This window comes from Pseudomonas sp. M2(2023) (genome assembly GCF_030263955.1).
Classification (GTDB): domain Bacteria; phylum Pseudomonadota; class Gammaproteobacteria; order Pseudomonadales; family Pseudomonadaceae; genus Aquipseudomonas; species Aquipseudomonas asiatica.
Genome location: NZ_CP127114.1, coordinates 4,506,504 through 4,532,134, shown reverse-complemented (window position 1 = coordinate 4,532,134; position 25,631 = coordinate 4,506,504). Strand labels below are relative to the sequence as shown.

21 protein-coding genes are annotated in these 25,631 nt (G+C 63.4%); 8 read left to right on the top strand and 13 right to left on the bottom strand.

The window, feature by feature from the left end; genetic code table 11:
* The 4 genes from QN085_RS20820 to ttgA form a co-directional block, all read right to left on the bottom strand.
* Window positions 1–1,257 (bottom strand): OprD family porin, encoded by a 1,257-nt coding sequence (locus tag QN085_RS20820; protein ID WP_023660875.1) that lies wholly within the window; start codon window positions 1,255–1,257, stop codon window positions 1–3.
* 362 nt (window positions 1,258–1,619) lie between these two features.
* Complete coding sequence (locus tag QN085_RS20815; RefSeq protein WP_023660874.1) at window positions 1,620–3,077, bottom strand: AdeC/AdeK/OprM family multidrug efflux complex outer membrane factor; 1,458 nt, start codon at window positions 3,075–3,077, stop codon at window positions 1,620–1,622.
* The gene (gene ttgB, locus QN085_RS20810; protein ID WP_013974036.1) at window positions 3,074–6,226 is read right to left on the bottom strand and encodes a multidrug efflux RND transporter permease subunit TtgB; all 3,153 of its coding nucleotides are present in this window, start codon (window positions 6,224–6,226) and stop codon (window positions 3,074–3,076) included. The genes QN085_RS20815 and ttgB overlap by 4 nt, the downstream gene beginning before the upstream one ends.
* A gap of 3 nt (window positions 6,227–6,229) precedes the next feature.
* A complete protein-coding gene (gene ttgA / locus QN085_RS20805) occupies window positions 6,230–7,384 on the bottom strand; it encodes a toluene efflux RND transporter periplasmic adaptor subunit TtgA (RefSeq protein ID WP_013974035.1) in 1,155 nt (384 codons plus the stop codon).
* 258 nt (window positions 7,385–7,642) lie between these two features.
* Here ttgA and ttgR point away from each other — a divergent pair, with 258 nt between their 5' ends.
* A complete protein-coding gene (gene ttgR / locus QN085_RS20800) occupies window positions 7,643–8,275 on the top strand; it encodes an efflux transport transcriptional regulator TtgR (protein WP_013974034.1) in 633 nt (210 codons plus the stop codon).
* Between the two features lie 251 nt (window positions 8,276–8,526).
* Here ttgR and QN085_RS20795 read toward each other — a convergent pair whose 3' ends face one another.
* Window positions 8,527–9,978: an MDR family MFS transporter gene (locus QN085_RS20795; RefSeq protein WP_031324342.1), complete on the bottom strand. Its 1,452-nt coding sequence runs from the start codon at window positions 9,976–9,978 to the stop codon at window positions 8,527–8,529.
* Between the two features lie 452 nt (window positions 9,979–10,430).
* Between QN085_RS20795 and QN085_RS20790 the strand changes: the two genes are divergently transcribed.
* Window positions 10,431–11,300: an oxaloacetate decarboxylase gene (locus QN085_RS20790; protein WP_003259571.1), complete on the top strand. Its 870-nt coding sequence runs from the start codon at window positions 10,431–10,433 to the stop codon at window positions 11,298–11,300.
* Between the two features lie 25 nt (window positions 11,301–11,325).
* Here QN085_RS20790 and QN085_RS20785 read toward each other — a convergent pair whose 3' ends face one another.
* On the bottom strand, window positions 11,326–12,231 hold the full coding sequence (locus QN085_RS20785) for a LysR family transcriptional regulator (RefSeq protein ID WP_013974031.1): 906 nt from the start codon (window positions 12,229–12,231) through the stop codon (window positions 11,326–11,328).
* A gap of 103 nt (window positions 12,232–12,334) precedes the next feature.
* On the opposite strand from QN085_RS20785, the gene QN085_RS20780 reads away from it, so the two are divergent.
* Together QN085_RS20780 and QN085_RS20775 are read left to right on the top strand one after the other, a co-directional pair.
* Window positions 12,335–13,210 carry an MBL fold metallo-hydrolase gene (locus QN085_RS20780; RefSeq protein WP_041505624.1) on the top strand — a complete coding sequence of 292 codons (876 nt, stop codon included), beginning with the start codon at window positions 12,335–12,337 and terminating at the stop codon, window positions 13,208–13,210.
* 27 nt (window positions 13,211–13,237) lie between these two features.
* A complete protein-coding gene (locus QN085_RS20775; protein ID WP_013974029.1) occupies window positions 13,238–13,852 on the top strand; it encodes an NAD(P)-dependent oxidoreductase in 615 nt (204 codons plus the stop codon).
* Window positions 13,853–13,950: 98 nt separating this feature from the next.
* On the opposite strand, the gene QN085_RS20770 is transcribed toward QN085_RS20775, so the two are convergent.
* The gene (locus QN085_RS20770) at window positions 13,951–14,826 is read right to left on the bottom strand and encodes a LysR substrate-binding domain-containing protein (RefSeq protein ID WP_013974028.1); all 876 of its coding nucleotides are present in this window, start codon (window positions 14,824–14,826) and stop codon (window positions 13,951–13,953) included.
* A 114-nt stretch (window positions 14,827–14,940) separates the two neighbouring features.
* Between QN085_RS20770 and QN085_RS20765 the strand changes: the two genes are divergently transcribed.
* Window positions 14,941–16,578, top strand: coding sequence for a 5-guanidino-2-oxopentanoate decarboxylase (locus QN085_RS20765; RefSeq protein WP_013974027.1), 1,638 nt, complete (start codon window positions 14,941–14,943; stop codon window positions 16,576–16,578).
* Between the two features lie 134 nt (window positions 16,579–16,712).
* Here the strand turns inward: QN085_RS20765 and QN085_RS20760 are convergent, their stop codons facing one another.
* Complete coding sequence (locus QN085_RS20760; RefSeq protein WP_003258430.1) at window positions 16,713–17,633, bottom strand: AraC family transcriptional regulator; 921 nt, start codon at window positions 17,631–17,633, stop codon at window positions 16,713–16,715.
* Between the two features lie 202 nt (window positions 17,634–17,835).
* Between QN085_RS20760 and QN085_RS20755 the strand changes: the two genes are divergently transcribed.
* Together QN085_RS20755 and QN085_RS20750 are read left to right on the top strand one after the other, a co-directional pair.
* Window positions 17,836–18,129 carry a putative quinol monooxygenase gene (locus QN085_RS20755; RefSeq protein WP_023660991.1) on the top strand — a complete coding sequence of 98 codons (294 nt, stop codon included), beginning with the start codon at window positions 17,836–17,838 and terminating at the stop codon, window positions 18,127–18,129.
* 82 nt (window positions 18,130–18,211) lie between these two features.
* Entirely contained in the window at window positions 18,212–18,445 is a 234-nt protein-coding gene (locus tag QN085_RS20750) for a hypothetical protein (protein ID WP_023660990.1), read from the top strand.
* On the opposite strand, the gene QN085_RS20745 is transcribed toward QN085_RS20750, so the two are convergent.
* Both QN085_RS20745 and QN085_RS20740 read right to left on the bottom strand, forming a co-directional pair.
* On the bottom strand, window positions 18,446–19,051 hold the full coding sequence (locus tag QN085_RS20745; protein ID WP_013974025.1) for a flavin reductase family protein: 606 nt from the start codon (window positions 19,049–19,051) through the stop codon (window positions 18,446–18,448).
* Window positions 19,052–19,169: 118 nt separating this feature from the next.
* On the bottom strand, window positions 19,170–19,574 hold the full coding sequence (locus QN085_RS20740; RefSeq protein ID WP_003258434.1) for a hypothetical protein: 405 nt from the start codon (window positions 19,572–19,574) through the stop codon (window positions 19,170–19,172).
* A gap of 341 nt (window positions 19,575–19,915) precedes the next feature.
* Here QN085_RS20740 and QN085_RS20735 point away from each other — a divergent pair, with 341 nt between their 5' ends.
* On the top strand, window positions 19,916–20,668 hold the full coding sequence (locus QN085_RS20735; RefSeq protein WP_013974024.1) for a COG4705 family protein: 753 nt from the start codon (window positions 19,916–19,918) through the stop codon (window positions 20,666–20,668).
* Between the two features lie 267 nt (window positions 20,669–20,935).
* On the opposite strand, the gene QN085_RS20730 is transcribed toward QN085_RS20735, so the two are convergent.
* The 3 genes from QN085_RS20730 to QN085_RS20720 form a co-directional block, all read right to left on the bottom strand.
* A complete protein-coding gene (locus tag QN085_RS20730; protein WP_003258436.1) occupies window positions 20,936–22,255 on the bottom strand; it encodes an MFS transporter in 1,320 nt (439 codons plus the stop codon).
* A 279-nt stretch (window positions 22,256–22,534) separates the two neighbouring features.
* Window positions 22,535–23,869, bottom strand: a complete 1,335-nt coding sequence (gene mifR, locus QN085_RS20725; protein WP_285688209.1) for a two-component system response regulator MifR — start codon at window positions 23,867–23,869, stop codon at window positions 22,535–22,537.
* On the bottom strand, window positions 23,863–25,620 hold the full coding sequence (locus QN085_RS20720; RefSeq protein ID WP_024087686.1) for a sensor histidine kinase: 1,758 nt from the start codon (window positions 25,618–25,620) through the stop codon (window positions 23,863–23,865). The genes mifR and QN085_RS20720 overlap by 7 nt, the downstream gene beginning before the upstream one ends.
* Window positions 25,621–25,631: the final 11 nt, after the last annotated feature.

Genomic DNA, 25,631 nt, shown 5'->3' with positions numbered 1-25,631 from the left:
TCAAAGCAGATTCAGCGGGTAACTCACGATCAACCGGTTCTCATCGAACGAGTTGGTGCTGAAGTCCCGGCGCATGGTGGAGTTGCGCCACTTCACCGACAGGTCCTTGAAGCTGCCCGACTGCACCACATAGGCCAACTCGGTTTCCCGCGCCCATTCCTTGCCATCGTCCACGCCGCCCGCGGTGACGTTGTCACCCTTGATGTAGCGGTTCATCAGGGTCAGGCCTGGCACGCCGACGGTGGCGAAGTTGAAGTCATGGCGCACCTGCCAGGAGCGCTCCTTGGCGTTGTCGAAGCTGGAGTTGTAGCTGTCGTTTGCCAGGGTGCCGCCACTGGTGCCGTTCACCCGCATCCAGGCGTCGTCGCCGCTGACTTTCTGCAGGCCGACGTAGAAGGTGTGGCCCTGATAGCGCGCGGAGAGCATGGCCGAGGCCGTGCGGTTGTCCAGTTCGCCGGCGCGTTCGGCGCCGTCTTCCTTGCCGATGAAGTAGCCCAGGTTGGCGCCCAGGGTCCAGTCGCCCAAGGGTTGGCTGTGCACCAGGTTGAGGTACTGCTGGCGGTAGATATCCTTGAGCTGGGCATTCCACAGGCCGATCATGGTGCGCTTGTCGTTGAAGGTGTATTCGCCGCCGCCAAAGTTGAAACGGTCGGAGGTGAACGCTGCCTTGCCGTTCATCGACATGTCTTCCATGCTGGCGTCGTTGCGCGGGCTGTTGCCGCGGAGCTGGCCGGCGTACAGGGTCAGGCCGGCGATTTCCTTCGAGGTCAGCTGGCCGCCGCGGAAGGTCTGCGGCAGCGAGCGGCCATCGTCCGAGCGCAGGATCGGCAGTACCGGCATCCACTCGCCCACTTTCAGCTCGGTTTCGGACAGCTTGGCTTTCAGTGCCACGCCCAGGCGGCCGAAGTCATCGGCGGGGCGGCCATCGTCGTGCACCGGCAGCAGGTGGGTATTGGTGGTGCCTTTGCCGCCATCGAGCTTGACCGAATATAGGCCCAGTACGTCCACGCCGAAACCGACGGTGCCCTGGGTAAAGCCGGAGCGGGCGTCGAGGATGAAGCTCTGCGTCCACTCTTCGGCCTTGGCCTGCGGATGGGCCGGGTCGACGAAGTTGCGGTTGATGTAGAAGTTTCGCAGGTTGAGGGTGGCCTTCGCGTCCTCCAGGAAACCACCTTGGTCGGCGGCGAACACTGGGAGTGCGCAGGACATGGCCAACAGGCCGGGCAGCAGCTGGCGTGCGGGTTGCAAAGTGCTCATCTGTCGTGGATCTCTTGTTTTTATGGGCGAGCCGGTACGCTGCAGGATGCGGCCTGCAGGTGCGGGTCTTTTGGGATGAACCGGGGCAACGTTGCGTGGGAGGATGTTGCGGGGTGTGGCGGGGGTGAGGCAATTCGCCACAAGCGGAAGCGGGCGATAATCGAACGGAATGTTCTGGTTGGTTAATTGTTCTCCTGCACTGGCCTCTTCGCGGGTAAACCCGCACCCACAGGTACTGCACAGCCTTCAGCATTTATGCAAAACATTGTGGGAGCGGGTTTACCCGCGAAGAGGCCTGTACAGGCAACCGACAAACAAAAAGCCCACCGTTAAAGGTGGGCTCTTTGCTGTAACAGGGCTGATCAGCTCTTCGGTGCTTCCACAGCTGCCTGCTGGTTGTTGGCCTGCCCGGTCTGCTCGTACCAGCCACCGCCAAGCGCCTTGTACAGGTTGACCTCGCTGGTCAGCTGCGACAAGCGGTCGCCGATCAGTGCCTGCTGGGCGCTGAACAGGTTGCGCTGGGCGTCGAGGAAGGTCAGGTTGCTGTCGATACCGATGCGATAGCGGCGTTCGGCCAGGCGGTAGTAGTCCTGGTTCGCCTGCACCAGGTCGCGTTGCGCCTGCAGCTGCTCTTCGAAGGTCTTGCGCGCCGCCAGGCCATCGGAGACTTCCTGGAAAGCGGTCTGGATGGTCTTTTCGTACTTGGCGACGTTGATGTCCTTCTGAATCTTCGAGTAGTCCAGGCTGGCCTTCAGGCTGCCGGCGTTGAAGATCGGCAGGTTTATCTGCGGCTGGAACAGCCAGGTGCCCTGGCCGCCCGAGAACAGGTGGCCCATGTCGGGGCTCAGACTGCCGGCATTGGCGGTCAGGCTGATGCTCGGGAAGAACGCTGCGCGGGCCGCGCCAATGTTGGCATTGGCGGCCTTGAGCAGATGCTCGGCTTCCTGGATGTCCGGGCGACGCTGGAGGATGTCCGACGGCAGGCCGGCCGGTATTTCGGCCAGTTGGTCGGCATTGAGCTCCAGCGGCTTGGCCAGGTCGGCGGGAATGCCGGTGCCCAGCAGCACGGTCAGGCTGTTGACGTCCTGGGCGACCAGGCGCTGGTACTGCGAGTACTTGACCCGGGCGCCTTCCACGGCGGTACGCGCCTGGCTGACGTCCAGCGCCGAGGCTACGCCGACTTCGTTGCTGCGGCGGGTGAGGTTGTAGCTTTCCTCGTAGGTCTTCAGCGTTTCTTCGGTCAGCTTGAACAGCGCCTGGTCGGCCTGCCAGGTGTAGTAGGCGTTGGCCACGCTGGCCACCAGGCTGATCTGCGTGGAGCGACGCGCCTGCTCGCTGGACAAGTAGGTTTCCAGGGCCTGCTCGGTCAGGCTGCGCACGCGGCCGAACAGGTCCAGCTCATAGGCGCTGACGCCCAGGGTGGCCGAGTACTGGCTGGTGATGCCCGCTTCGCCCGTCTGCGACATGTTCGCCGGTACGCGCTGGCGGCTGCCGCTACCGTTGGCCGAAACCGCAGGGAACAGGTCGGCACGCTGGATGCGGTACTGCGCACGGTAGGCGTCGATGTTCAACGCGGCAACGCGCAGGTCGCGGTTGTTCACCAGCGCGGTCTGGATCAGCTGCTGCAGGGCCGGGTCGTGGAAGAACTGACGCCAGCCCTGTTCGGCGGCGGCAACCTCCGCCGACTGCGTCGGCGAGTAAGCCGGGCCTTGCGGCCACTGCGCAGCCACCGGCGATTCCGGGGTCTGGTAGTCAGGGATCAGCGAGCAGCCGCCAAGAATGAAAGCGGTTACTGCCAGGGACAACAAAGACTTGGTCATTGCCCAGCCTCATAACGTGGAGTTTCAGGGGTGACGTCTTTTTCCGGCTCTTTGCTGCCGAACAGTGACGACACTGCGACGAAGAACAGTGGTACCCAGAAGATAGCCAGCACGGTCGCACTGATCATGCCGCCGATCACACCAGTACCGATGGCGTGCTGGCTGCCGGCGCCGGCGCCGCTGGCGATAGTCAACGGTACCACGCCGAGGATGAACGCCAGCGAGGTCATGATGATCGGGCGCAGACGCATGCGGCACGCCTCGATCGCCGCGTCGTACAGGCTGCGGCCTTGTTCGTGCAGTTCCTTGGCGAACTCGACGATCAGAATGGCGTTTTTCGCCGCCAGGCCGATGGTGGTCAACAGGCCGACCAGGAAGTATACGTCGTTGGACAACCCGCGCATGCTGGTGGCGATCAGGGCACCGATGATACCCAGCGGTACTACCAGTACCACGGCGATCGGGATCGACCAGCTTTCGTACAGGGCTGCCAGGCACAGGAACACGAACAGTACCGAGAGGGCGAACAGTGCCGGCATCTGCGAACCGGAGAGTTTTTCCTCGTAGGACATGCCGGTCCAGGAGAAGCCGATGCCGCTTGGCAATTCGCCAGCAATGCGCTCGACCTCGGCCATGGCTTCACCGGTACTGTAGCCCGGGGCCGGAGCACCGAGGATTTCCATTGCCTCGACGCCGTTGTAACGCGACAGCTTCGGCGAACCGTAGGTCCATTCGCCCTTGGCGAAGGAGGAGAACGGCACCATTTCGCCGGCGCCATTGCGCACGTACCACTTCTGCAGGTCTTCCGGGCTCATCCGCGCGTTCGGCTCGCCCTGGATGTACACCTTCTTGACCCGGCCACGGTCGATGAAGTCGTTGACGTAGCTGGCACCCAAGGCAATCGACAGGGTGTTGTTGATGTCAGCGATGGTCACGCCCAGGGCGCTGGCACGCTCGTCATCAATGGTCAGCTGGTACTGCGGCTCGTCGTTCAGGCCGTTCGGGCGCACGGCGCTGAGGATCTTGCTCTGCGCGGCCTTGGCCAGGAACTGGTTGCGCGCTTCCATCAGCTTGGCATGGCCGACACCGCCGCGGTCCTGCAGGAACACGTCGAAGCCGGTGGCGTTACCCAGTTCGAGCACCGCAGGCGGGGCAAAGGCGAACACCATCGCATCGCGGAAGGTGAAGAAGTGCTGCTGGGCACGCTGGGCAAGGGCGAACACGCTGTTTTCCTTGGAGCGTTCATCCCACGGCTTGAGCATGATGAATGCCATACCCGAGCTCTGGCCACGGCCGGCGAAGTTGAAGCCGTTGACGGTGAAAACCGAAGCCACGGTGTCGGCCTCTTCGCTGAGCAGGTACTCACGCATCTGGTCGACCACCACTTGGGTGCGCTCGGCACTGGAGCCGGCCGGGGTCTGTACCTGGGCAAACAATACGCCCTGGTCTTCTTCCGGCAGGAACGCGGTAGGGATGCGGGCGAACAGCCAGATCATGCCGACCACGATCAGCGCGTAGGCCAGCAGGAACGGTACCTTGTTGCGCAGGATGGTGCCCACGCTGCGCTCGTAGCCGGTTACGCTGCGGTCGAAGTTGCGGTTGAACCAGCCAAAGAAGCCACGCTTGGCCACATGGTGCTCGCCCTTCTTCAGCGGCTTGAGCATGGTGGCGCACAGGGCCGGGGTGAAGATGAGCGCCACCAGCACCGACAGGCCCATGGCCGAGACGATGGTGATGGAGAACTGCCGATAGATCACACCCGTGGAGCCGCCGAAGAACGCCATGGGCAGCAGTACTGCCGACAGCACCAGGGCGATACCCACCAGGGCACCCTGGATCTGCTCCATCGAGCGCTTGGTCGCTTCCTTGGGCGGCAAGCCTTCCTCGGACATCACCCGCTCGACGTTCTCCACCACGACGATGGCGTCGTCCACCAGCAAGCCGATGGCCAGGACCATGGCGAACATGGTCAGGGTGTTGATGCTGAAGCCGGCAGCGGCAAGGATGCCGAAGGTACCCAGCAACACAACCGGTACGGTCATGGTGGTGATGATGGTGGCGCGGAAGTTCTGCAGGAACAGGTACATCACCAGGAACACCAGGACCACGGCTTCGATCAGGGTGTGGATAACGCCACTGATCGATTCGGTGACCACCGGGGTGGTGTCATACGGGAATACCGCTTTCACCCCAGGCGGGAAGAACGGTTCCAGGTCGGCGATGGTCTGGCGCAGGGCCTTGGCGGTGTCCAGGGCGTTGGCACCGGTAGCCAGTTTAACTGCCAGGCCGGAGGCCGGCTTGCCGTTGAACTGGGCGCTGACGGCATAGTTTTCACCACCCAGGCCAACCTGGGCGACATCACCCAGACGCACCTGCGAACCGTCGCTGTTGACCTTGAGCAGGATCTTCTCGAACTGCTCGGCAGTCTGCAGGCGGGTCTTGCCGATGATGGTGGCGTTCAGCTGGGTACCCGGCATGGCCGGCAGGCCACCGAGCTGGCCGGAGGATACCTGCACGTTCTGCGCGGCCACGGCGGTCTTGACGTCGACCGGGGTCAGCTGGAACTTGTTCAGCTTGGCCGGATCGAGCCAGATACGCATGGCGTACTGCGCACCGAACACCTGGAAGTCACCCACACCCGCGGTACGCGAGATCGGGTCCTGCATGTTGGAGACGATGTAGTTGGCCAGGTCGTCCTTGGTCATGCTGCCGTCTTCGGACACCAGGCCGATCACCAGCAGGAAGTTCTTCACTGCCTTGGTGACGCGGATACCTTGCTGCTGCACTTCCTGCGGCAGCAGCGGGGTGGCCAGGTTCAGCTTGTTCTGCACCTGCACCTGCGCGGTGTCTGGGTTGGTGCCCTGCTCGAAGGTGGCGGTAATGGTCATGCTGCCGTCGGAGTTACTTTCCGACGACACATAACGCAGGTTGTCGATACCGTTGAGCTGCTGCTCGATCACCTGTACCACGGTGTCCTGCACGGTTTGCGCCGAGGCGCCCGGGTAGGTCACGGCGATGGCGATGGCCGGCGGCGCGATGCTGGGGTACTGGTTGATCGGCAGCTTCAGGATCGACAAGGCGCCGACCAGCATGATCACCAAGGCGATCACCCAGGCGAAGATCGGGCGATCGATAAAGAACTTCGACATGGTTTACTCCGCTTTGGCGTCTGCTTTCGCCGCGTTGGCCTGAACAGGGCTGGCCGGCTTCTTGACGTTGGTGGCTTCGCTGACCTTGACCTCGACGCCCGGGCGCACGTACTGCAGCCCTTCGGTGATCAGGCGGTCACCCGGGTTCAGGCCTTCCTCGATCAGCCAATCGCTGCCCAGGGTACGGTTGGCCTTGAGCTGGCGCAGTTCGACCTTGTTCTCCTGGTTGACCACCAGCGCGGTCGGTGCGCCTTTCAGGTCGCGGGTCACGCCCTGTTGCGGGGCCAGGATGGCGTTGGCGTTGACCCCGGCCTTGAGCCGCGCATGCACGAACATGCCTGGCAGCAGGGTGTGGTCGGGGTTGGGGAAGAGGGCGCGCAGGGTGACCGAGCCGGTGGTCTCGTCGACCGCGACTTCGGAGAACTCCAGGCGGCCTTCCTGCTTGAACAGGCTGCCGTCTTCCAGCACCAGCTGCACCGAGGCGGCGTTGTCGCCGGCCTTCTGCAGCTGGCCGCTTTCCAGGTCACGGCGCAGCTTGAGGAGTTCGGCGGTGGACTGGGTGACGTCGACGTAGATCGGGTCGAGTTGCTGGATGGTGGCCATGGCGTTGGCCTGGCCATTGCTCACCAGTGCACCTTCGGTGAACGAAGAACGGCCGATACGGCCGCTGATCGGTGCCAGGACCTTGGTGTAGCGCAGGTCGATCTGCGCGCTTTTGAGCGAAGCCTCGGCCTGCAATCGTTTGGCATTGGCGTCGTCGTATTCCTGCTTGGAGACAGCCTGTTCGTCGATCAGCTGCTTGTAGCGCTCGGCCAGCGAGCGGGTGGCCTGCAGGTTGGCCTGGGCATTGGCCAGGTTGGCTTCGTACACGGCAGGGTCGATCTGGTACAGCTGCTGGCCTTCCTTGACCTCACTGCCTTCCTTGAACAGGCGCTTGAGGATGATGCCGTTGACCTGCGGGCGCACTTCGGCGACGCGGTAGGCAGTGGTACGCCCCGGCAATTCCGAGGTCAGGGTGAAGGCTTGGGGCTGGATGGTCACGACGCCGACCTGAGGAGCCTGCGCCGCTGGCGCTGCTTCTTCTTTCTTACAGCCACTGAGCAGGGTTGCCAGGGCGACGGCGGAAACCAGAGCGGTAACGGCTGGCTTGAATTGCATGAGGATCCTCGGGTCGCTGGAGCTGGGAGACGCTCAAGAGTAATGGAAGAGTCTTGATCTGGAAAAATTGCTATCCGGTGGATAAATAGCTTGCTAAGGAATATACTTACATTCATGGTTGTTTGTAAATACCGCTGGGTTGTACTCGGGTACTGCCACAGCTCTTGATTAGCTCCCCCGCGAGGCACCCTGCAGAGGTGCCCCCGGAGTGTTACCCGCACGCGCCGCGCGTTCGGGGCAGATGAGGTTTGTACTGCCATGGTCCGTCGAACCAAAGAAGAAGCCCAGGAAACCCGCGCCCAGATCATCGAGGCGGCGGAAAAGGCCTTCTACAAGCGCGGGGTTGCGCGAACCACCCTGGCCGACATCGCCGAACTGGCGGGTGTGACGCGAGGAGCGATCTACTGGCACTTCAACAACAAGGCCGAGTTGGTGCAGGCGTTGCTCGACAGCCTGCATGAAACCCATGACCACCTGGCGCGGGCGAGCGAAAGCGAGGACGAAGTGGACCCGCTTGGCTGCATGCGCAAGCTGTTGCTGCAAGTGTTCAACGAGCTGGTGCTCGATGCCCGAACCAGGCGTATCAACGAAATCCTGCATCACAAGTGCGAGTTCACCGATGACATGTGTGAAATTCGCCAGCAGCGCCAGGCTGCTGTGCTGGATTGCCACAAGGGCATCACCCTGGCGTTGGCCAATGCCGTGCGCCGGGGCCAGTTGCCAGGCGAGCTTGATGTCGAGCGCGCGGCGGTGGCCATGTTCGCCTATGTCGATGGCCTGATCGGGCGCTGGCTGTTGCTGCCTGACAGTGTCGATTTGTTGAAGGATGTCGAAAAATGGGTCGACACCGGGCTGGATATGCTGCGCTTGAGCCCGGCTCTGCGCAAATGACACTTTGTTAAGGATTGTGAGGGAGTGTTACCCCTTTGTGTTAAGGGGGGATTAATGCTCTCGGAATGCTCAGCTGTGCAGGTTCTGCCGGCGCGCCGAGATCTCTGTGGGAGCGGGTTTACCCGCGAACACCGGCGAAGCCGGTGCCATTCACCGCGCTGCCTTCTTCGCGGGTGAACCCGCTCCCACAGGGATCGCACAAGATGCAGGTTTGCAGCGAGGCAGCAGCCCACACAACGGTGCGGCCGACTTCAGCGTCCACGCAGTTGCCGGTCGGGCAATGCAAGCGCTGCAGACAGTCCCATCACAGCTACCCCGGCACTCCCCATCAGCAAATGCTGGAACGTCTCCAGCAACCGCCCCTGTGTCACCAGGTCCACTTCTCCGGCCTTCAGGCTCCCCAGCAACGGATTACCCAGCGACTCGAACCCGCCCTGGTGCAGCAGCGCCAGCAGCAGGCTGGACATGCACGCCACTCCCATGGCCCCACCCAGCGAGCGGAACAGGTTGGTGGTGCTGGTGGCCACGCCGATGTCCTTGCTGTCCACCGCGCTTTGCGTGCCTACCAGCGAGGTCGGGAACTGCAGCCCGCAAGCGATGCCGGTCAGCAGCATGAACAGTGCACTGAGCAAGACCGACTGCGGCGGGGTCAGCGCCATGGCGAAAATGGCCAGTGGCATCAGCAGTGCGCCGGCCAGGATCTGCGGCTTGTAGCGCCCGGTCAGGCTGGTCATGCGCCCGCCGGTGAAGGCACCCATGGGCAGCCCCATCACCAGCGGCAGGAGGTGCAGGGCAGCACTGTCGGCGCCGGCACCGGTGATGCCCTGGTAGCGCAACGGCATGAGCATGGTCAGGGAGATCGACTGGAAGCTTGCGAAGAAGATCACGCCCCAGCACAGCACCGCCACGCGATTGCCGAACAGGCCGAGCGGCAGCAGCGGCTCCGGGCAGCGGCGCTCATGGGCAATGAACAGCATCAAGCCCAGCGCGGCGCAGGCGAACAAGGCCAGCACAGCCGGGTCGACCCAGGCGTGGCCCTGGCCGACCAGGGTAATGCCCAGCAACAGGCTACCCAGGCCGAGAATCAGCAAAACGGCACCCAGGTAATCCACCTGCGCCTCGCGGCGCTGCACCGGCATGCCGCCGAGGGCGCGGCGGATCGCCCACAGTGCAACCAGCCCCAGTGGCAGGTTGATCCAGAACACCCAGCGCCATGACAGGTATTCGGTCAACCAACCGCCCAGCACCGGGCCGGCGACACTGGCCACCGCGTACATGCTGCTGAAGTATCCCTGGTAGCGGCCGCGCTCCCGTGGGGGGACGAAGTCGCCGATGATCGCCTGGCTCACCGAGACCATGCCACCGGCACCAATGCCCTGCAGTACCCGGGCCAGCACCAGCTGTTGCATGTCCTGGGCCAGGGCGCAGGCGATCGAGGCCAGGGTGAACAGGCTGATGCCGGTGAGGATCATCCGGCGCCTTCCGTACAGGTCGCCCAGCTTGCCGTAGATCGGCACGGCGACAGTCATCGCCACCATGTAGCCGGAGATGACCCAGGCCAGCAGGCCGACATCGTTGAACTGCGCCGAGATCGCCGGCAGCGAGACGGCAACGATGGTCTGGTCCAGGGCGCCGAGGAAGATCGCCAGCATCAGGGCGGTGAGCACGTTGCGCAGGGTGGTGGGGGGCAGGGCGGCGGTCACGGGGATACCTTGTATGACGGTGGCGGCCTTCTTCGCGGGTAAACCCGCTCCCACAGGTCCGGTGTCGCTCCTGAGGACGGCGCGGTCCCTGTGGGAGCGGGTTTACCCGCGAAGAGGCCAGCATGAAGTCCCCGAATTGTAACCTGAGTTAGGTAGCTTCCTATCCACTATCTGCATCCCCTATGCAAGATCGGCATTGGCGCATTCATTCAGTGCTGCATGGCTGCGTGATATCGTTGGTATGCCACAGAGGCCGAAAATCGGGGGTTTGCACCAGCTTGGTGCAACATTATGCCGCAGGTTTTTGCGCCGCTGTCTCCCACACCTTTTATTCCTCTGCCTGCATGTCGAGCATGACCGCCCAGATGGCGACGGTTGGAACAGGCCAGGTAGACCCGATTACAGGGGTCGGTAGTTACCGTTCGAATTTCAACTTATTTTGCGGAGTGATCATGCCCAAGGCTTCCCATCAAGATCTGCGTTTTGCCTTCCGCGAGCTGCTCGCTTCAGGTTCCTGTTATCACACCGCATCGGTGTTCGACCCGATGTCGGCACGCATTGCCGCAGACCTGGGCTTCGAGGTCGGCATCCTCGGTGGCTCCGTCGCTTCGCTGCAGGTACTGGCTGCACCGGACTTCGCCCTGATCACCCTCAGCGAGTTCGTCGAGCAGGCCACCCGTATTGGTCGCGTGGCACAACTGCCGGTGCTGGCTGACGCCGACCACGGCTATGGCAACGCGCTGAACGTCATGCGTACGGTCATCGAACTGGAGCGCGCCGGCGTGGCTGCCCTGACCATCGAGGACACCCTGCTACCTGCCCAGTTCGGGCGCAAGTCCACCGACCTGATCCCGGTTGAAGAGGGCGTCGGCAAGATCCGTGCGGCGCTGGAGGCACGGGTCGATTCGTCGCTGTCGATCATTGCCCGGACCAACGCTGGCGTGCTCACCACCGAAGAAATCATCGTGCGTACCCAGAGCTACCAGAAGGCCGGAGCCGATGGCATCTGCATGGTGGGGGTGAAGGACTTCGAGCAACTCGAGCAGATTGCCGAGCACCTGACGGTGCCACTGATGCTGGTGACCTACGGCAACCCGAACCTGCGTGACGACGAGCGCCTGGCACGCCTGGGCGTGCGCATCGTGGTCGATGGTCACGCGGCCTACTTTGCCGCGATCAAGGCCACCTACGATTGCCTGCGGCTGCAGCGCGGCCAGCAGAACAAGTCGGAAAACCTCAGCGCCACCGAACTCTCGCACACCTACACCCAGCCCGAGGACTACATCCGCTGGGCCAAGGAGTACATGAGCGTCGAGGAGTGACAATGCCATTCCTGTAGGAGCGGCTTTACAAGTCCTGATCCCACTCCGGTTCGTCCTTGAACCGCTGCACAAGAAAATCCAGCATGCTGCGCAAGGTCGCCGGCATGTGCTTGCGTGAGGTGTACACCGCATTCAGGTTCAGTTCGCGCGGGCTGGCTTCGGGCAGCAGGCGCACCAGTTCACCCCGGCGCAGGGCCTGCGCTGCCTGGTAGGTCGGCAGCATGGCGATACCTGCGCCGGCCAGCGCCGCCTTCTGCAGTGTCATCGCCTCGTTGGCACTGATGTTCCCCGCCACTGGCACGGCGACTTGCTGGCCGGCTACCTCGAAATGCCACAGGCTGTGGCCGAAGTAGGCATGTGTCAGGCAGTTGTGCCGGCTCAGTTCCTCGACCCGTTGCGGCGTGCCGTGCTCGCGCAGGTAGGCCGGTGCCGCACACACTGCCGAGCGGCATACGCTCAGGCGCCGGGCAATAAGGTTGGGGTCCAGGTCATTGCTGGTGCGGATGGCCAGGTCGATGCGCTCGTCTACCAGGTTGACCGTGCGATCGAGCATCTGCAGTTCCACCTTCACCCCAGGGTAGCGTCGGACGTAATCGGCCACAGCATCCACCAGTTGGGCCTGGCCGAATGAGGTGCTGACGCTGATGCGCAGCGCGCCCTTGGGCGCGTCATCCGGCTGCTGCACCGCGGCCTGCAGGTCGCCAGCCAATTCCAGCAATTGCCGGCAGCGGGGCAGGGTTTCCTGTCCGGCGGCGGTGAGGCTGAGCTTGCGTGTGGTGCGCTGCATCAGCCGTGCGCCAACCCAGTCTTCCAGCTCTGCCAGGTAGCGCGATACCACCGGCCGCGACAGTTGCAGATGATCCGCCGCCGCCGACTGGCTGCCCAGGTCGACGACGGTGACGAAAACGCGCATGGCGTTGAGACGGTCCATGATTTGCCCGGTTTCAGAAACAAACTATGTTCGAGCATCGCATTTTTTGTCACGGATTGGGCAACTAAGCTGTTGGGCATTGTTCATTTGACGGGCGTTTGCGATGTCTCTTTTCACTCCCTTGCGTGGCCTGCTGCTGGCCTGTGTGACCCTGGCCGGCCCGGCGCTGGCTGCCGACCCCTTGCGGCTGGAGGTTTACAACCCCGGGCATGAGGCGATCTTCCCGGTCAGTTCGGTGATCGTCAGCGGCGAGCACGACGCCATCCTCGTCGATGCCCAGTTCGGCAAGGCCCAGGCCGAGCAACTGGTGCAGCGCCTGCGGGCAGGCGGCAAGCAGCTGACCACTATCTACATCAGCCATGGCGACCCGGACTACTATTTCGGCCTGGATACCCTGACCCAGGCCTTCCCGGACGCCAAGGTGCTGGCGTCGGCCGCCACGGTTGCCCATATCCGCCAGACCAAGGATGCCAAGCTGGCCTACTGGGGCCCGCAGATGGGCGCGGACAAGCCGGCGCGGCTGGTGCTGCCACAGGTGCTCGAAGGCAACCGCCTGACGGTGGAAGGGCAGGACCTTGAGGTGGTCGGCCTGGACGGCCCGCAACCTGACCGCAGTTTTGTGTGGATCCCGTCGATCAAGGCGGTGGTCGGTGGCGTGGTGGTGTCGGAGAACATTCATGTATGGATGGCCGACACGCAAACGGCCAAGTCCCACGCCGACTGGCTCGGCACCCTGGCGCACATCGAAGCGCTGGCGCCGCGCACGGTCATACCCGGGCATTACCTGGGGGACAGCAGCCGCTCGCTGCAGGCCGTGCGTTTCACGGCGAACTACATTCGTGATTTCGATGCCGAGACCGCCCCGGCGAAAGACGCCGGTGCGTTGATCGCGGCGATGAAGCGACGTTACCCGAGCCTGGCCGATGAAAGCTCGCTGGAGCTGGGGGCCAAGGTCGCCAAGGGCGAGATGAAGTGGTAGTTCCGTTCAACTGATGGAGAGTATCCCATGAGCAAGATTGCAATCATCGGTGCCACCGGCCGCGCTGGCAGCCAGTTGCTGGAAGAGGCCCTGCGCCGTGGCCACAGTGTGCTGGCCATCGCCCGCGACCCGTCGCGGTTGCAGGGGCGGGAGGGGGTGACCGTCAAGGCGCTGGATGCCAAGGACAGCGCAGCCCTGCAAGCGGCGGTCGCGGGTGTGGATGCGGTGCTGAGTGCGGCGCATTTCTCGACCATCGAGCCACACGCCATCATCGAGCCAGTCAAACGGGCCGGGGTCAGGCGCCTGCTGGTGGTGGGTGGGGCCGGTAGCCTTTTGCTGCCGTCTGGGCATCGGGTGATCGACAGCCCGGACTTCCCCGAGGCATACAAGGCCGAGGCCACTGCCGGAGTGCGTTTCCTGGAAGCGTTACAACGGGAGCCGAACCTGGACTGGACCTTCCTGTCGCCGTCGGCGGAGTTCGTTGAAGGTGAGCGCAGCGGGCATTACAAGCTGGGCAAGGATCATCTGTTGATCGGCGCGGAGGGCAAGAGCTGGATCACCTTTGCCGATTACGCGATTGCCATGCTCGACGAACTGGAAAAGCCGGCGCATTCGCGGCAGCGTTTCACTGTCGGCTATTGAGTCGCCTGCTTCGCGGGCACGCCCGCTCCCACAGGTAAAGCACAGGTCTTGGAATCTGTGCTGTACCTGTGGGAGCGGGCGTGCCCGCGAAGAGGCCCTCACTGGCTGGCCTGGTGTTCCAGCCAATCCAGCAACTCCCCCAACCCCGGCGGCAAGCTCTTGGCCTGGCTCACCAGGTAATACCCCTTGCCGGTCATCACCTTCAGCGCAAACGGCATGCACAACCGCCCCCCGCGCAAGTCATCGCCGATCAGCGACCAGTCGCCGATGGCCACGCCGGTGCCCTGCGAGGCCATGGCCATCGCCATGTCCAGCGTCTCGAAATGCTGCTTCGGACCTTGAATGGCCAGCGTTGCCCCGGCTGCCTGCAGCCATAACCGCCAGTCATGCTCATTCCGCGAGGGGTGCAGCAGCATGTGTCGCGCCAGGTCCTCGACCTGCTGCAACGGCACCGGCCCCTCGCGCAGTGACGGCGCGCACACCGGCGTCAACTGCTCATCGAACAGCTTGCGCACGCGCAGCCCGTGGTTCGGCGCATCGCCATACACCACCGCCGCATCGAAACCCTCGCGGCGAAAGTCCACTCCATGTTGCACCGTGGTGGTCAGCTCCACCGGTACATCCGGGCGTAGCGCCTGCCATTCCATCAGGCGTGGCAGCAGCCAGCGCATCACGCAGGTCGGTGCCTTGAGCTGTAACGTAGCGCTGCGCCCACCCACCTCGCGCACCCCTTGTTCAATCAGCGCAAATACCTGTTGCACCCTTGGCAGCCAGTCCTGGCCTTCACGGGTCAGGCTCAACCCACGGGCCTGGCGCTGGAACAAGGCATAGCCCAGATGCTCTTCGAGGGCCGCGATCTGCCGGCTGACGGCGCCCTGGGTGATATGCAGCTGCTGCCCGGCACGGGTGAAATTGCAGTGCTGGGCGGTGACCAGGAAGGTATGCAGGGCGGGCAGGGGCGGGAGGCGTTTCATTGTGCTGAGCCATGATTGCAGAACATGGCTAGTATGTGTTTTTTTGCATTGTGGCGATAGCCGTGGCTGGGTCCAATAGGGGCATAACCCAACCAAGATTCACGGTGAAACCCAATGGCGACCTGCGGCGAAGTACTGGTAAAACTCCTTGAAGGCTATGGCGTTGACCATGTCTTCGGCATTCCTGGTGTACATACCGTGGAGCTCTACCGCGGCCTGGCGGGTTCGTCCATCCGCCATGTCACCCCGCGCCACGAGCAGGGTGCCGGGTTCATGGCCGACGGCTATGCGCGGACCCGCGGCAAACCGGGGGTGTGCTTCATCATCACCGGCCCGGGCATGACCAACATCACCACCGCCATGGGCCAGGCCTATGCCGACTCGATCCCGATGCTGGTGATTTCCAGCGTGCAATCCCGCGACCAGTTGGGCGGTGGCCGTGGCAAGCTGCATGAGTTGCCCAACCAGGCCGCGCTGGTGTCGGGTGTGGCGGCGTTTTCCCACACCCTGATGAGTGCCGATGACCTGCCGCAGGTGCTGGCTCGGGCATTCGCCGTGTTCGAAGGCGCCCGACCGCGCCCGGTGCATATCGAGATCCCGCTCGACGTGCTGGTCGAACCGGCCGATCACCTGCTGCCGGGGCGCGTGGTGCGCAGTAGCCGGGCAGGGGCAGCGCCGCAGGCCGTGGCGCAGATGGCCGAGCGCCTGGCCAATGCACGGCGGCCATTGATCCTGGCTGGGGGCGGCGCATTGGCCGCGGGCGCTGCGCTGGCGCGCCTGGCCGAACACCTGCAGGCGCCGGTGGCGCTGACTATCAATGCCAAGGGGCTGCTGCCGGCCAGCCACCCCCTGCAGATCGGCTCGACCCAGTCGCTGCCAGCCACACGGGCGCTGGTGGCCGAGGCCGATGTGGTGCTGGCGATCGGTACCGAACTGGCCGAAACCGACTATGACGTGACCTTCAAAGGTGGTTTCGAGATCCCGGGCACCCTGTTGCGCATCGACATCGACGCGGACCAGACAGTGCGCAATTACCTGCCGACGCTGTCGCTGGTGGCCGACGCCGAATTGGCTGCCGAGGCGCTGTTCGACGCTTTGCAGCCACTGCCGCAACCCGTGCGTGAAAGCACGTGGGGGGCAACCCGCGTGGCCAAGTTGCGCCAGGCACTGGCGGCGGGTTGGGACCAGCCGACCCTGAGCCAGACGCGTCTGCTGAGTGCGATTCTTGAGCGTCTGCCCAATGCCATTCTGGTGGGCGATTCGACTCAGCCGGTGTACACCGGCAACCTGACCCTGGACATGGACCAGCCACGCCGTTGGTTCAATGCCTCGACCGGCTACGGCACCTTGGGTTACGCATTGCCGGCGGCCATGGGCGCCTGGCTGGGCAGCGCGGAGCAGGTCGGTGAGCGTGCCCCTGCGGTGTGCCTGATTGGTGATGGCGGTCTGCAGTTCACCTTGCCGGAGCTGGCCAGCGCGGTGGAAGCGCAGGTGCCGTTGATCGTGCTGCTGTGGAACAACCAGGGGTACGAGGAAATAAAGAAGTACATGGTCAACCGGGCCATCGAGCCGGTCGGGGTGGATATCCATACGCCAGACTTCATCGGTGTGGCGCGGGCCTTGGGCGCGGCGGCGGAGCAGGTGGCAGATGTGGCGCAGCTGCAGGTGGCGTTGGGGCAGGCAGTGGAGCGCAAGGGGCCGACCTTGATCCAGGTTGACCAGAATCAGTGGCAGGGAGCTGTGTCGGGTTGAAGTAAATCTATTGCCAGTATCGGCCCTTTCGCGGGTGAACCCGCTCCCACAGGTACTGCACAGTTATCAATATCTGTGCAAAACCTGTGGGAGCGGGTTTACCCGCGAAGAGGCCGGCACAGGCAAAGCCAAACTCAGCCAGCAGTCGCCCGCAACCTGGCCACATCACGAATCGGCGGCGCGCCATACAGCCGGCTGTATTCACGGCTGAACTGTGACGGGCTTTCATACCCCACCCGGTAGGCCGCCACCGCTGCCTCGAGGCCGTCATTGAGCATCAATCGCCGCGCCTCCTGCAGGCGCAGTTGCTTCTGATACTGCAGCGGGCTCATCGACGTCACGGCCTTGAACCGGTGGTGCAAGGTCGAGGTGCTGAGGTTGACTTCACGCGCCAGATCCTCGATGCGCAAAGGCCGCTGGTAGTTCTGGTTGAGCCAGGTGATGGCCTGACAAACCCGGTGGGTCTGGCTGTTGGCCAAGGCAATTTCGTACAACCGATAGCCCTGCGGCCCGCGCAGCAGGCGGTACAGAATCTCCCGGCGGAACAGCGGCGCCAGCATCGCGATGTCGCGAGGGGTGTCCAGCAGGCGTATCAGCCGCAGCAAGGCGTCGAGCAACGCGGCGTCGGTTCTCTCCACATACAAGCCACGACCGGAAGGCCGGTTGGGCACCAGCATCGGCCCGCTTTCGGCGATCAGTTGGCTTATTTCGGCTGGGTCCAGGTCCATGCGCAGGCCAAGGCTCGGGTGCTCGGGGCTGGCGTCGAGCTTTACGCCGCTAAGCGGCAAGGTTACCGAGACCACCATGTAGTGCAGCGGGTCGTAGGCGTACTGCTCGTCACCCAGGAACAGGCTTTTGCTACCCTGGGCGAGGATGCACAGCGCGGGTTGCGCCAGCGTCGGTACCGAGCGCACGTTTTCGGTGTAGCGCACCAGGTACAGGTCATCAATGGCCGATGCCGGGCCATGAGGCTCCCCGGCGTGGCGGCGGATCAGCTCGGCCAGTTCCTGGCGTTGCAGTTCCAGGCTTGGGTCGATGGACGTGGCGATGGTCATGATGGCTTTCCTCTGCTGACCGACGCAGCATAGGTTTGGGCAATGGCGGGCGCTAGTCAAAAGCTGCACGCCGATTGCCTGATCCTGCCGCGCTGCAGGATCAGGCAATCGGCGTGCAGTAATGGCCTAACGTGTCGCGCGGGCGAGGCCCTAACCTTGGCAGCCTGGCTTTTTCGTCCGCCTGCTTCAAGGAGATTGTGCAATGACCCCGACACAACAGGTCACCCACCTTGCTTTCATCCGTGCCAGCAGCGGGCGCTCGGCGGAGCTGGGCGCGCGCCTGCGTGACTTGCTCGAGCCCTCGTTGCGGGCACCGGGCTGCCTGAGTTTTTCGGTGCAGCGTTCGCAGGCTGATGCCGATTTATGGTTGCTCAGTGGCAGCTGGCAGGACCAGCAGGCGATGAGTGGCTATTTTGCTTCGCCGACACTGGAAGTGTTTGGTGAGTTGGTACAGGAACAGGTGGTCAGCAGCCTGGATCTGCATACCTTTGATTGAGGTGTTGCCTGTACCGGCGATAGGGCCTGTACAGGCAAATAGGGTAAAATGCCGGCCCCCGATCAACGAAGCGGATAGCAATATGGCACGTAGGGAATTTCCGTATTTCGAAGCGGTTTCGGCGATGGTCCCGGTGGAAGGTGGCGGCTACAACGCGGCCATCGCGGTCAAGGCCCTGGGCATGGGCGGTGTGCCGCGCTTTCACAAGATTCTCGACGGCCAGGTGTTCCAGGGCGCCGTGGCCGCCGATGAAGCGGCCACGGCCGAGCTGCAACGCCTGCAGGGCGTCAGCGAAGAGGGTGAGCTGATCTGGTGATCAGGCCGGTGGGCGGGCCATCTTGAACAGGTTGCCCAGCTCGAAATAGTCTGCCGGGCCACCACCACGCAGGATCGGCTCGGCGGCAGCGGTATCGTAGATACCGTTCTTCAACAGGTGCTCGGCAATGTGCACCGCCACCACTTCACCCAGGATCAACCAGCTGGGCACCAGTTCCTGGTCGGCCCGCTTGAGCTGGACGATCTGGCTGACCTTGCACTCGAAGGCCACTGGGGTTTCGCCAACACGCGGCACATTGACGATGCTTGATGGCGTGGCGGTGAGGCCGCTCAATTCGAATTCGCTTACCTCGGCGGCAACCGGTGCGCAGCTCTGGTTCATCTGCTCGGCCAACGTGCGAGTGGCCAGGTTCCAGACGAACTCGCCGGTCTGCTCGATGTTGTTCAGGCTGTCTTTGCGCCCGACGCTGCAGAAACCGATGATTGGCGGGATGTAGTTGAAGGCGTTGAAGAAGCTGTAGGGCGCCAGGTTCAGGCGGCCTTCGCGGTCCTGTGAGGAGATCCAGCCGATAGGGCGGGGGCCGACGATGGCGTTGAACGGGTCGTGGGGCAGGCCGTGGCCTTTTGCGGGTTCGTAGTAATACATCTGTGCTGGGCTTGCTGGCCCTACCTCCTGGTGGACAAGGCGCCTAGTGTGCCAAGCCTGTGCCCGCCTGAAAATGATCAAGCCCGGCCGAAGCCGGGCTGGGTGCTCGCATCAGGGATCAGCTGATGCGGTGGGCGTTGGTGCGGTTGAAGCCGTCTTCGGCGAAGCGCTGGCCACCAGTGCGGTCGAAGCCGTCTTCGGCGAAGCGTTGACCACCAGTGCGGTCGAAGCCGTCTTCGGCGAAGCGTTGACCACCAGTGCGGTCGAAGCCGTCTTCGGCGAAGCGTTGACCACCAGTGCGGTCGAAGCCATCTTCAGCGAAGCGCTGGCCACCGGTGCGGTCGAAGCCATCTTCAGCAAAGCGCTGGCCGCCAGTACGGTCGAAACCATCTTCAGCGTAGGCAGCGGATTGGCTCTGGGTCGCTGCGAAGGTGTGGGCGTTGGTGCGGTTGAAGCCATCTTCGGCGAAAGCGCCAGCAGCGAAAACCGAGAGGGCCAGGGTAAGGATCAGTTTGTTTTTCATGGTCGTTGCTCCAGGGGTTTTTGAGGTTGTTTTGTTTCTATGGGTTTAATCCTACGCCGATTAATTTGATTAAAAAGCGCAAATAGTAGTGCTTAAAAATCGAATAGTTCGATATGTGTTGGCATGCATCTTGTGGCTCGGGCAGCGGTTCTGGCTCAGGTGTCCGCCCATGCGCCGACGTTCTGCCAGCCATTTCAGCTTGAGGCGGTGGAATTAATGGGGCGTTAAGGATGAAAAATTTGTCATTGAAGGCTGCTGAACGCATTTTTCATACATCACCAACCGATTTTTCAAATGCTGCTCAGCACCATCGCCGCACCTCAAACCGGAGCGGCACAACAATGAACAAACTTCCGCAAATCACCTTGGCCTTCTGGGTCATGAAGATCTGCGCTACCACCCTTGGCGAAACGGCGGGGGATTTGCTGTCGATGACCCTGAACATCGGCTATGCCCTCAGTTCGTTGCTGCTTGTCAGCGTGTTCCTGCTGACCTTGCTCGGCCAGCTGTACTCGCGCCGCTACCACCCGATGCTGTACTGGCTGGTGATCCTCTCCACCAGCACCGCCGGCACCACCATGTCCGACTTCATGGACCGCACCCTGGGCCTGGGCTACGCCGCGGGTTCGGCCATCCTCATCGGCATCTTGCTGCTGACCTTCCTGGTATGGCGCCTGAGCGGCAACCCGCTGGATGTCACCCGCATCAAGAACCGCACGGGGGAATTGTTCTACTGGGTGGCGATCCTGTTTTCCAACACCCTCGGCACGGCGCTGGGTGATTACCTGGCCGATGACTCGGGGCTCGGTTTTGCCGGTGGCGCACTGTTGATAGGCAGTGCCATCGCCTTGGTAGTGGTGGCCCGCTACTGGACACGCATCCCTGGCGTGGTGTTGTTCTGGGTCGCGTTCGTGCTTACCCGCCCGTTCGGCGCCACCTTGGGCGATTTCCTCACCAAGCCCCACGAGAAGGGCGGTTTGGACTTCGGCACGGTCGGCTCTTCGGCGGTGCTGGGCGGGGTGTTGCTGGTACTGGTGCTGATGGCCACCTGGTACCAGCGCCGTGAGCCGCGTCAGGCGTTGGAGATGTCCTGAGCCTGCTTTCCGATACCAGTGAGCCGATTAATTGGGCTATTCGGCTCACATTGTGAGCCGAATAGGATTTCTAATCGGCTCATCAGAAGGCTTCGGAGGTATGGCTTGTTGTTTGCGCTGTTGCTGAAACCAAGCGCCGTCCGCGCGGTGCGTCTCGCATGCGCTGGAGCCCTCAAACCGTACACCTGGATTGCATGACGCATTCGCATGTATGAAAAAAGGCGCCCCGAAAACGGGGCGCCCTTCTTCATTACCGCAAGCTCACACTCACTCAGTGGTAATCCGCGAGTGCTGCTTGGTGTCCTTCATGGTCGCGTAAACCAGCAGCGAGCAGGCGATGCAGGCGGTCACGTACCAGTAGAAGCCACTCTCCATGCCGGCGCTCTTGAACCATAGGGCCACGTACTCGGCGGTGCCGCCGAAGATCGACACGGTCAGCGCGTACGGCAGGCCCACGCCCAGGGCGCGGATTTCGGTGGGGAACAGCTCGGCTTTGACCACGGCGTTGATCGAGGTGTAGCCGCTGACGATGATCAGCGCCGCCATGATCAGGAAGAACGCGCCCCACCAGGTCTGGATGGTGTGCAGGGTGCTGAGGATCGGTACGGTGAACAGGGTGCCGAGCACGCCGAAGGCGATCAGGATCGGGCGTCGACCGATCTTGTCGGACAGGCCGCCTATCACCGGCTGCAGGCACATGAACAGGAACAGCGTGGCGGCCGAGATGGTGGTCGAGTCGCTGATGCTCATGCCAACGGTGTTGACCAGGTACTTCTGCATGTAGGTGGTGTAGGTGTAGAAGGCCAGGGTGCCGCCCATGGTCAGCCCGACCACGGTCATCAGCTCCTTGGGGTGGCGCAGCAGGGTGCGCATCAGGCTTTCCTTGGCCTTTTCCTTCTTGGTGAAGGAGGCGGTTTCTTCCATGCCGCGACGCAGGTACAGGGCCACCACGGCGCACAGCGCACCGATCACGAACGGTACGCGCCAGCCCCAGGCATACAGCTGCTCGGTGGTCAGGGTCTGTTGCAGGACGATCAGTACCGCCAGGGCGATGAGCTGGCCGGAGATCAGGGTGACGTACTGGAAGCTGGAGAAGAAGCCACGGCGGTCCTTGCTGGCCATCTCGCTGAGGTAGGTGGCCGAGGTGCCGTATTCACCACCCACCGACAGGCCCTGCATCAGGCGTGCAATGACCAGCAGGATGGGTGCGGCGACTCCGATGGTTTCGTAACCCGGGGTCAGGGCGATGACCAGCGAGCCTGCGCACATCAGCAGTACCGAGGCCATCAATGCGGCCTTGCGGCCTTTGCGGTCGGCGTACAGGCCCATCAACCAGCCACCGATCGGGCGCATGAGGAAGCCCACGGCGAAGATCGCGGCGGTATTGAGCAATTGTGCGGTGGAATCGCCAGCCGGGAAGAAGGCCTTGGCGAAGTACAGCGAGAATGCGGCGTAGACGTACCAGTCGTACCATTCGACCATGTTGCCGATGGACCCGCTGAAGATCGACTTCAGGCGGCTGGCGGTGGTTTTTTCTGTGGCAGGCGCGGTGGACGCCCCGGCTGGCAGGGAGGTGGCATTATCCATCAGGGATACCTTCTCGTTGTTTTTGTGGAGCGCGCCGTAGCGCAGCTTGCACAGGTGATTGCAGAAGGTGTGCCAAATGGGTGCATTGGGCTTCAAATGGGGGCGCTGCGCGCCCCTTCGCGGGCACACCCGCTCCCACAGGGACCGCGTGACGTCTGACTCTTCGCGTTTCCCTGTGGGAGCGGGCGTGCCCGCGAAGGGCTGCAACGCAGTCCCAAAAGAATCCTGCTAATGAGCGGTTATTTGCTTAGTGAGCGAGCACGATAGGCGGATTTCCGCTCATTCCCGCTCGATGAAGTCCTCGCGCACCAACCCATGCCGCTGCATCTTTTCGTTCAGCGTGCGCCGCGGCAGCTGCAAGGCCTCCATCACCGCCTTGATTTCGCCCCCGTGCTGGCGCAGCGCCGCGCGCAGGCATTGCGCCTCGAACGCTTCCATCTGTTCGCTCAACGACTGCCCGGCAGGCGTCACCTCGATGTTCGGCGAGCCCAGCCCCAATGCATGCCGCTCCGCCGCGTTGGCCAGCTCACGCACGTTGCCCGGCCAGTCATGCGACAGCAGCTGCGCCAGTTGCGCGCCCGACAGTGGCGGGGCTGCGCGACCAAGCTTTTCGCCGGCGGCACGGGCAAAGTGCTCGAACAGCAGTGGAATGTCCTCACGCCGTTCACGCAACGGCGCCAGGCGCAACTCGGCCACGTTCAGGCGATAGGCAAGGTCTTCGCGGAAGCGACCGGCGCGGGCTTCTTCGAGCAGGTCGGGCTTGGTCGCGGCAATGATGCGCAGGTCGACGCTGATGCTCTGGTTGGCCCCCAGGCGTTCCAGCTTCTGTTCCTGGATCACCCGCAGCAGCTTGGCCTGTTGGGCCAGTGGCATGCTTTCGATTTCGTCGAGGAACACCGTGCCACCGTTGGCGTACTCCAGCTTGCCGATGCGCTTGCCTTGGGCACCGGTAAAAGCGCCGCTTTCATGGCCGAACAGCTCGGCCTCGAACAGCGACTCGGGGATGGCTGCACAGTTGAGGGGGACGAACGGCTTGCCGGCGCGTGGGCCAAAATCGTGCAGGCAGCGGGCCACGCGCTCTTTGCCACTGCCGGTTTCGCCGCGGATCAGCACATTGACCGGCAGGCTGGCCAGGTCCAGCACTTGCCGACGCAGCTGTTGCAGGCCCTGGGACATACCCAGCAGTGTGCCTTCCAGGCGTGACTTGAGATCGGCCTGCTCGTGCAGCCGGCGGTTTTCCAAGACCAGCTGGCGCTTTTCCAGGGCCCTGCGCAGGCTGCCCAGCAGGTGCTGCGGGGTAAAAGGTTTTTCCAGGAAGTCGTAGGCCCCGCTGCGCATGGCTTCCACTGCCATGGGCACATCGCCGTGGCCGGTCAGCAGGATCACCGGCAAGTCGGGGTCGTCCGCCAGCAGGCGTTCGAGCAACTGCAGGCCATCCATGCCCGGCATGCGTACATCGCTGATGATCACCCCGGGAAAGTGCCGTGGCAGGTGTGCCAGGCATTCTTCGGCGCGGGCGAACAGTTGCACGCTGAAGCCCGACAGGCTCAGCCATTGCTCGACCGCCGTGCGGATACTGGCTTCATCATCGACGACGATCACTGAATTCAACATGCAGGCTCCAGGTCACGGGGGAGGGTAAGGCTCAGGCGCGCACCGCCAGGCAGGTTTTCGGCCTGCAGCTTGCCGCCGGCCTCGTGGACGATGCCGTAGGAAATGGCTAGCCCCAGCCCAAGGCCTTCACCCACCGGCTTTGTGGTGAAGAATGGGTCGAAGACCTTGGCCAGGTTGGCCTCGGCAATGCCGCCACCCGAATCCAGCACGCTCAGGCGCCATAGCTCGCCGTCGGGCTCGATGCGGATTTCCAGGCGTTTGTAGCGCTTGTCGGCCATGGCGTCGAGGGCATTGCGCAGCAGGTTGATCAGCACCTGCTCCAGGCGAATGGCATCGCCGCGCACCCAGGCCGGGCGCGCCAGGTACAGGGCTACCTCCACTTCTTCGCTGCGAATACGCGCCTCCAGCAGGTGCAGTGCCTGGTCGACCACGGTGGCCAGGTCGAGGCGTTCGCGCAGGCCGACCGGGCTGTTGCGGGCGAAGGTTTTCAGGTGACTGGTGAGCGCGGCCATGCGCGTGAGCATCTGCTCCAGCGGCTCCAGTGCCTGGCGTGCTTCGTCATATCGGCCATGGTCGAGCAGCAGACGCAGGGTTTCCAGCTGCATGCGCTGGGTGGTCAGCGGCTGGTTGATTTCATGGGCCATGGCCGCCGACATCTGCCCAAGCGCCGCCAGCTTGGCCGATTGCACCAGCCCCTCCTGGGCGGTGCGCAGCTCACGGGTGCGTTCCTCGACCTGGCGCTTGAGCTCCTCCCGGCTACGCTGGCGCAGGCGGGCAAGGCGCAGGCGCTGGCTGACGAACAGCGCAGCGAACACCAGGCTCAGCCATACGGCGGCGGCGCCGAGGGCGGCATTGCGACCGTCGGCGGCCACCTGCGGCTTGCGCAGCAGATGCAAGGTCCAGTTTTCACTTTCCAGCGGCAGGCTTTCCCACAGGTACTCGGCGCTACCCTCCGGGCCTTGCACGCGGCTGAGGGTGCTGTTGGCGGCAAAGCGGGTCAGCACCTGGTGCTGCAGCGGCACCAGCGGTTGCTTGTCGTACTGACGGGTTTCGGCCAGTTCGGCACGGTCGGCACCATTGAGCGGCTGCAGCTCGCGGTAGCGCCAGCCGTCCTGGTTGGCGATGAAGGTGATGCCACGGGCATCGCTGACCAGCAGGATGTCGCTGCCCTGGCGCCACTCGCGTTCCAGCTCGGGGAACTCCAGCTTCACCACCATGGCGCCGAGGAAGCGGCCATGCTCGTCGTTCACCGCGCTGGCGAGGAAGTAGCCCGGCACGCCACTGGTCACACCGACTGCGTAGAAGCGGCCACTGCCTTGGCTGCGGGTTTGCTTGAAGTAGGGGCGGAAACCGTAGTTGGAGCCCACATAGCTGCTGGGCAGCCGCCAGTTGCTGGCGGCGATGGCCAGGCCGGTGCGGTCGAGCAGTTCGAGGGTGGAGGAGTTGGCAGCGCCGTTGATGCGTTCGAGCTTGCGGTTCAGGGCGTCCTGCATCGGTTCGCTGACCGGGCCGCGCAGGGCGGCGATCAGTTCCGGGTCCAGCGCCAGCACGGCGGGCAGGGCGCGGTAGCGGTCGATCAGCGTGTGCAGGGCATTGGCGTACAGGCCCAACTGCTGGCTGGCCCGCTGGGCGTCGGCTTCCATGGCCTGGCGCTTGGCCTGGTGCATGGCCCAGCCGGCGCTGAGGGCGGTGCCCAGCACGATCAGCAGGGAGATCAGCCCCAGACGCAGGGCGCGAACGGAAAAGGGCATGGGGCGGATCC

Bases quoted from the DNA above. Each gene is read 5' to 3' on its own strand.
- QN085_RS20820 (WP_023660875.1), bottom strand. From the start codon at position 1,257: ATGAGCACTTTGCAACCCGCACGCCAGCTGCTGCCCGGCCTGTTGGCC.
- QN085_RS20815 (WP_023660874.1), bottom strand. From the start codon at position 3,077: ATGACCAAGTCTTTGTTGTCCCTGGCAGTAACCGCTTTCATTCTTGGC.
- ttgB (WP_013974036.1), bottom strand. From the start codon at position 6,226: ATGTCGAAGTTCTTTATCGATCGCCCGATCTTCGCCTGGGTGATCGCC.
- ttgA (WP_013974035.1), bottom strand. From the start codon at position 7,384: ATGCAATTCAAGCCAGCCGTTACCGCTCTGGTTTCCGCCGTCGCCCTG.
- ttgR (WP_013974034.1), top strand. From the start codon at position 7,643: ATGGTCCGTCGAACCAAAGAAGAAGCCCAGGAAACCCGCGCCCAGATC.
- QN085_RS20790 (WP_003259571.1), top strand. From the start codon at position 10,431: ATGCCCAAGGCTTCCCATCAAGATCTGCGTTTTGCCTTCCGCGAGCTG.
- QN085_RS20785 (WP_013974031.1), bottom strand. From the start codon at position 12,231: ATGGACCGTCTCAACGCCATGCGCGTTTTCGTCACCGTCGTCGACCTG.
- QN085_RS20780 (WP_041505624.1), top strand. From the start codon at position 12,335: ATGTCTCTTTTCACTCCCTTGCGTGGCCTGCTGCTGGCCTGTGTGACC.
- QN085_RS20775 (WP_013974029.1), top strand. From the start codon at position 13,238: ATGAGCAAGATTGCAATCATCGGTGCCACCGGCCGCGCTGGCAGCCAG.
- QN085_RS20770 (WP_013974028.1), bottom strand. From the start codon at position 14,826: ATGAAACGCCTCCCGCCCCTGCCCGCCCTGCATACCTTCCTGGTCACC.
- QN085_RS20765 (WP_013974027.1), top strand. From the start codon at position 14,941: ATGGCGACCTGCGGCGAAGTACTGGTAAAACTCCTTGAAGGCTATGGC.
- QN085_RS20760 (WP_003258430.1), bottom strand. From the start codon at position 17,633: ATGACCATCGCCACGTCCATCGACCCAAGCCTGGAACTGCAACGCCAG.
- QN085_RS20755 (WP_023660991.1), top strand. From the start codon at position 17,836: ATGACCCCGACACAACAGGTCACCCACCTTGCTTTCATCCGTGCCAGC.
- QN085_RS20750 (WP_023660990.1), top strand. From the start codon at position 18,212: ATGGCACGTAGGGAATTTCCGTATTTCGAAGCGGTTTCGGCGATGGTC.
- QN085_RS20745 (WP_013974025.1), bottom strand. From the start codon at position 19,051: ATGTATTACTACGAACCCGCAAAAGGCCACGGCCTGCCCCACGACCCG.
- QN085_RS20740 (WP_003258434.1), bottom strand. From the start codon at position 19,574: ATGAAAAACAAACTGATCCTTACCCTGGCCCTCTCGGTTTTCGCTGCT.
- QN085_RS20735 (WP_013974024.1), top strand. From the start codon at position 19,916: ATGAACAAACTTCCGCAAATCACCTTGGCCTTCTGGGTCATGAAGATC.
- QN085_RS20730 (WP_003258436.1), bottom strand. From the start codon at position 22,255: ATGGATAATGCCACCTCCCTGCCAGCCGGGGCGTCCACCGCGCCTGCC.
- mifR (WP_285688209.1), bottom strand. From the start codon at position 23,869: ATGTTGAATTCAGTGATCGTCGTCGATGATGAAGCCAGTATCCGCACG.
- QN085_RS20720 (WP_024087686.1), bottom strand. From the start codon at position 25,620: ATGCCCTTTTCCGTTCGCGCCCTGCGTCTGGGGCTGATCTCCCTGCTG.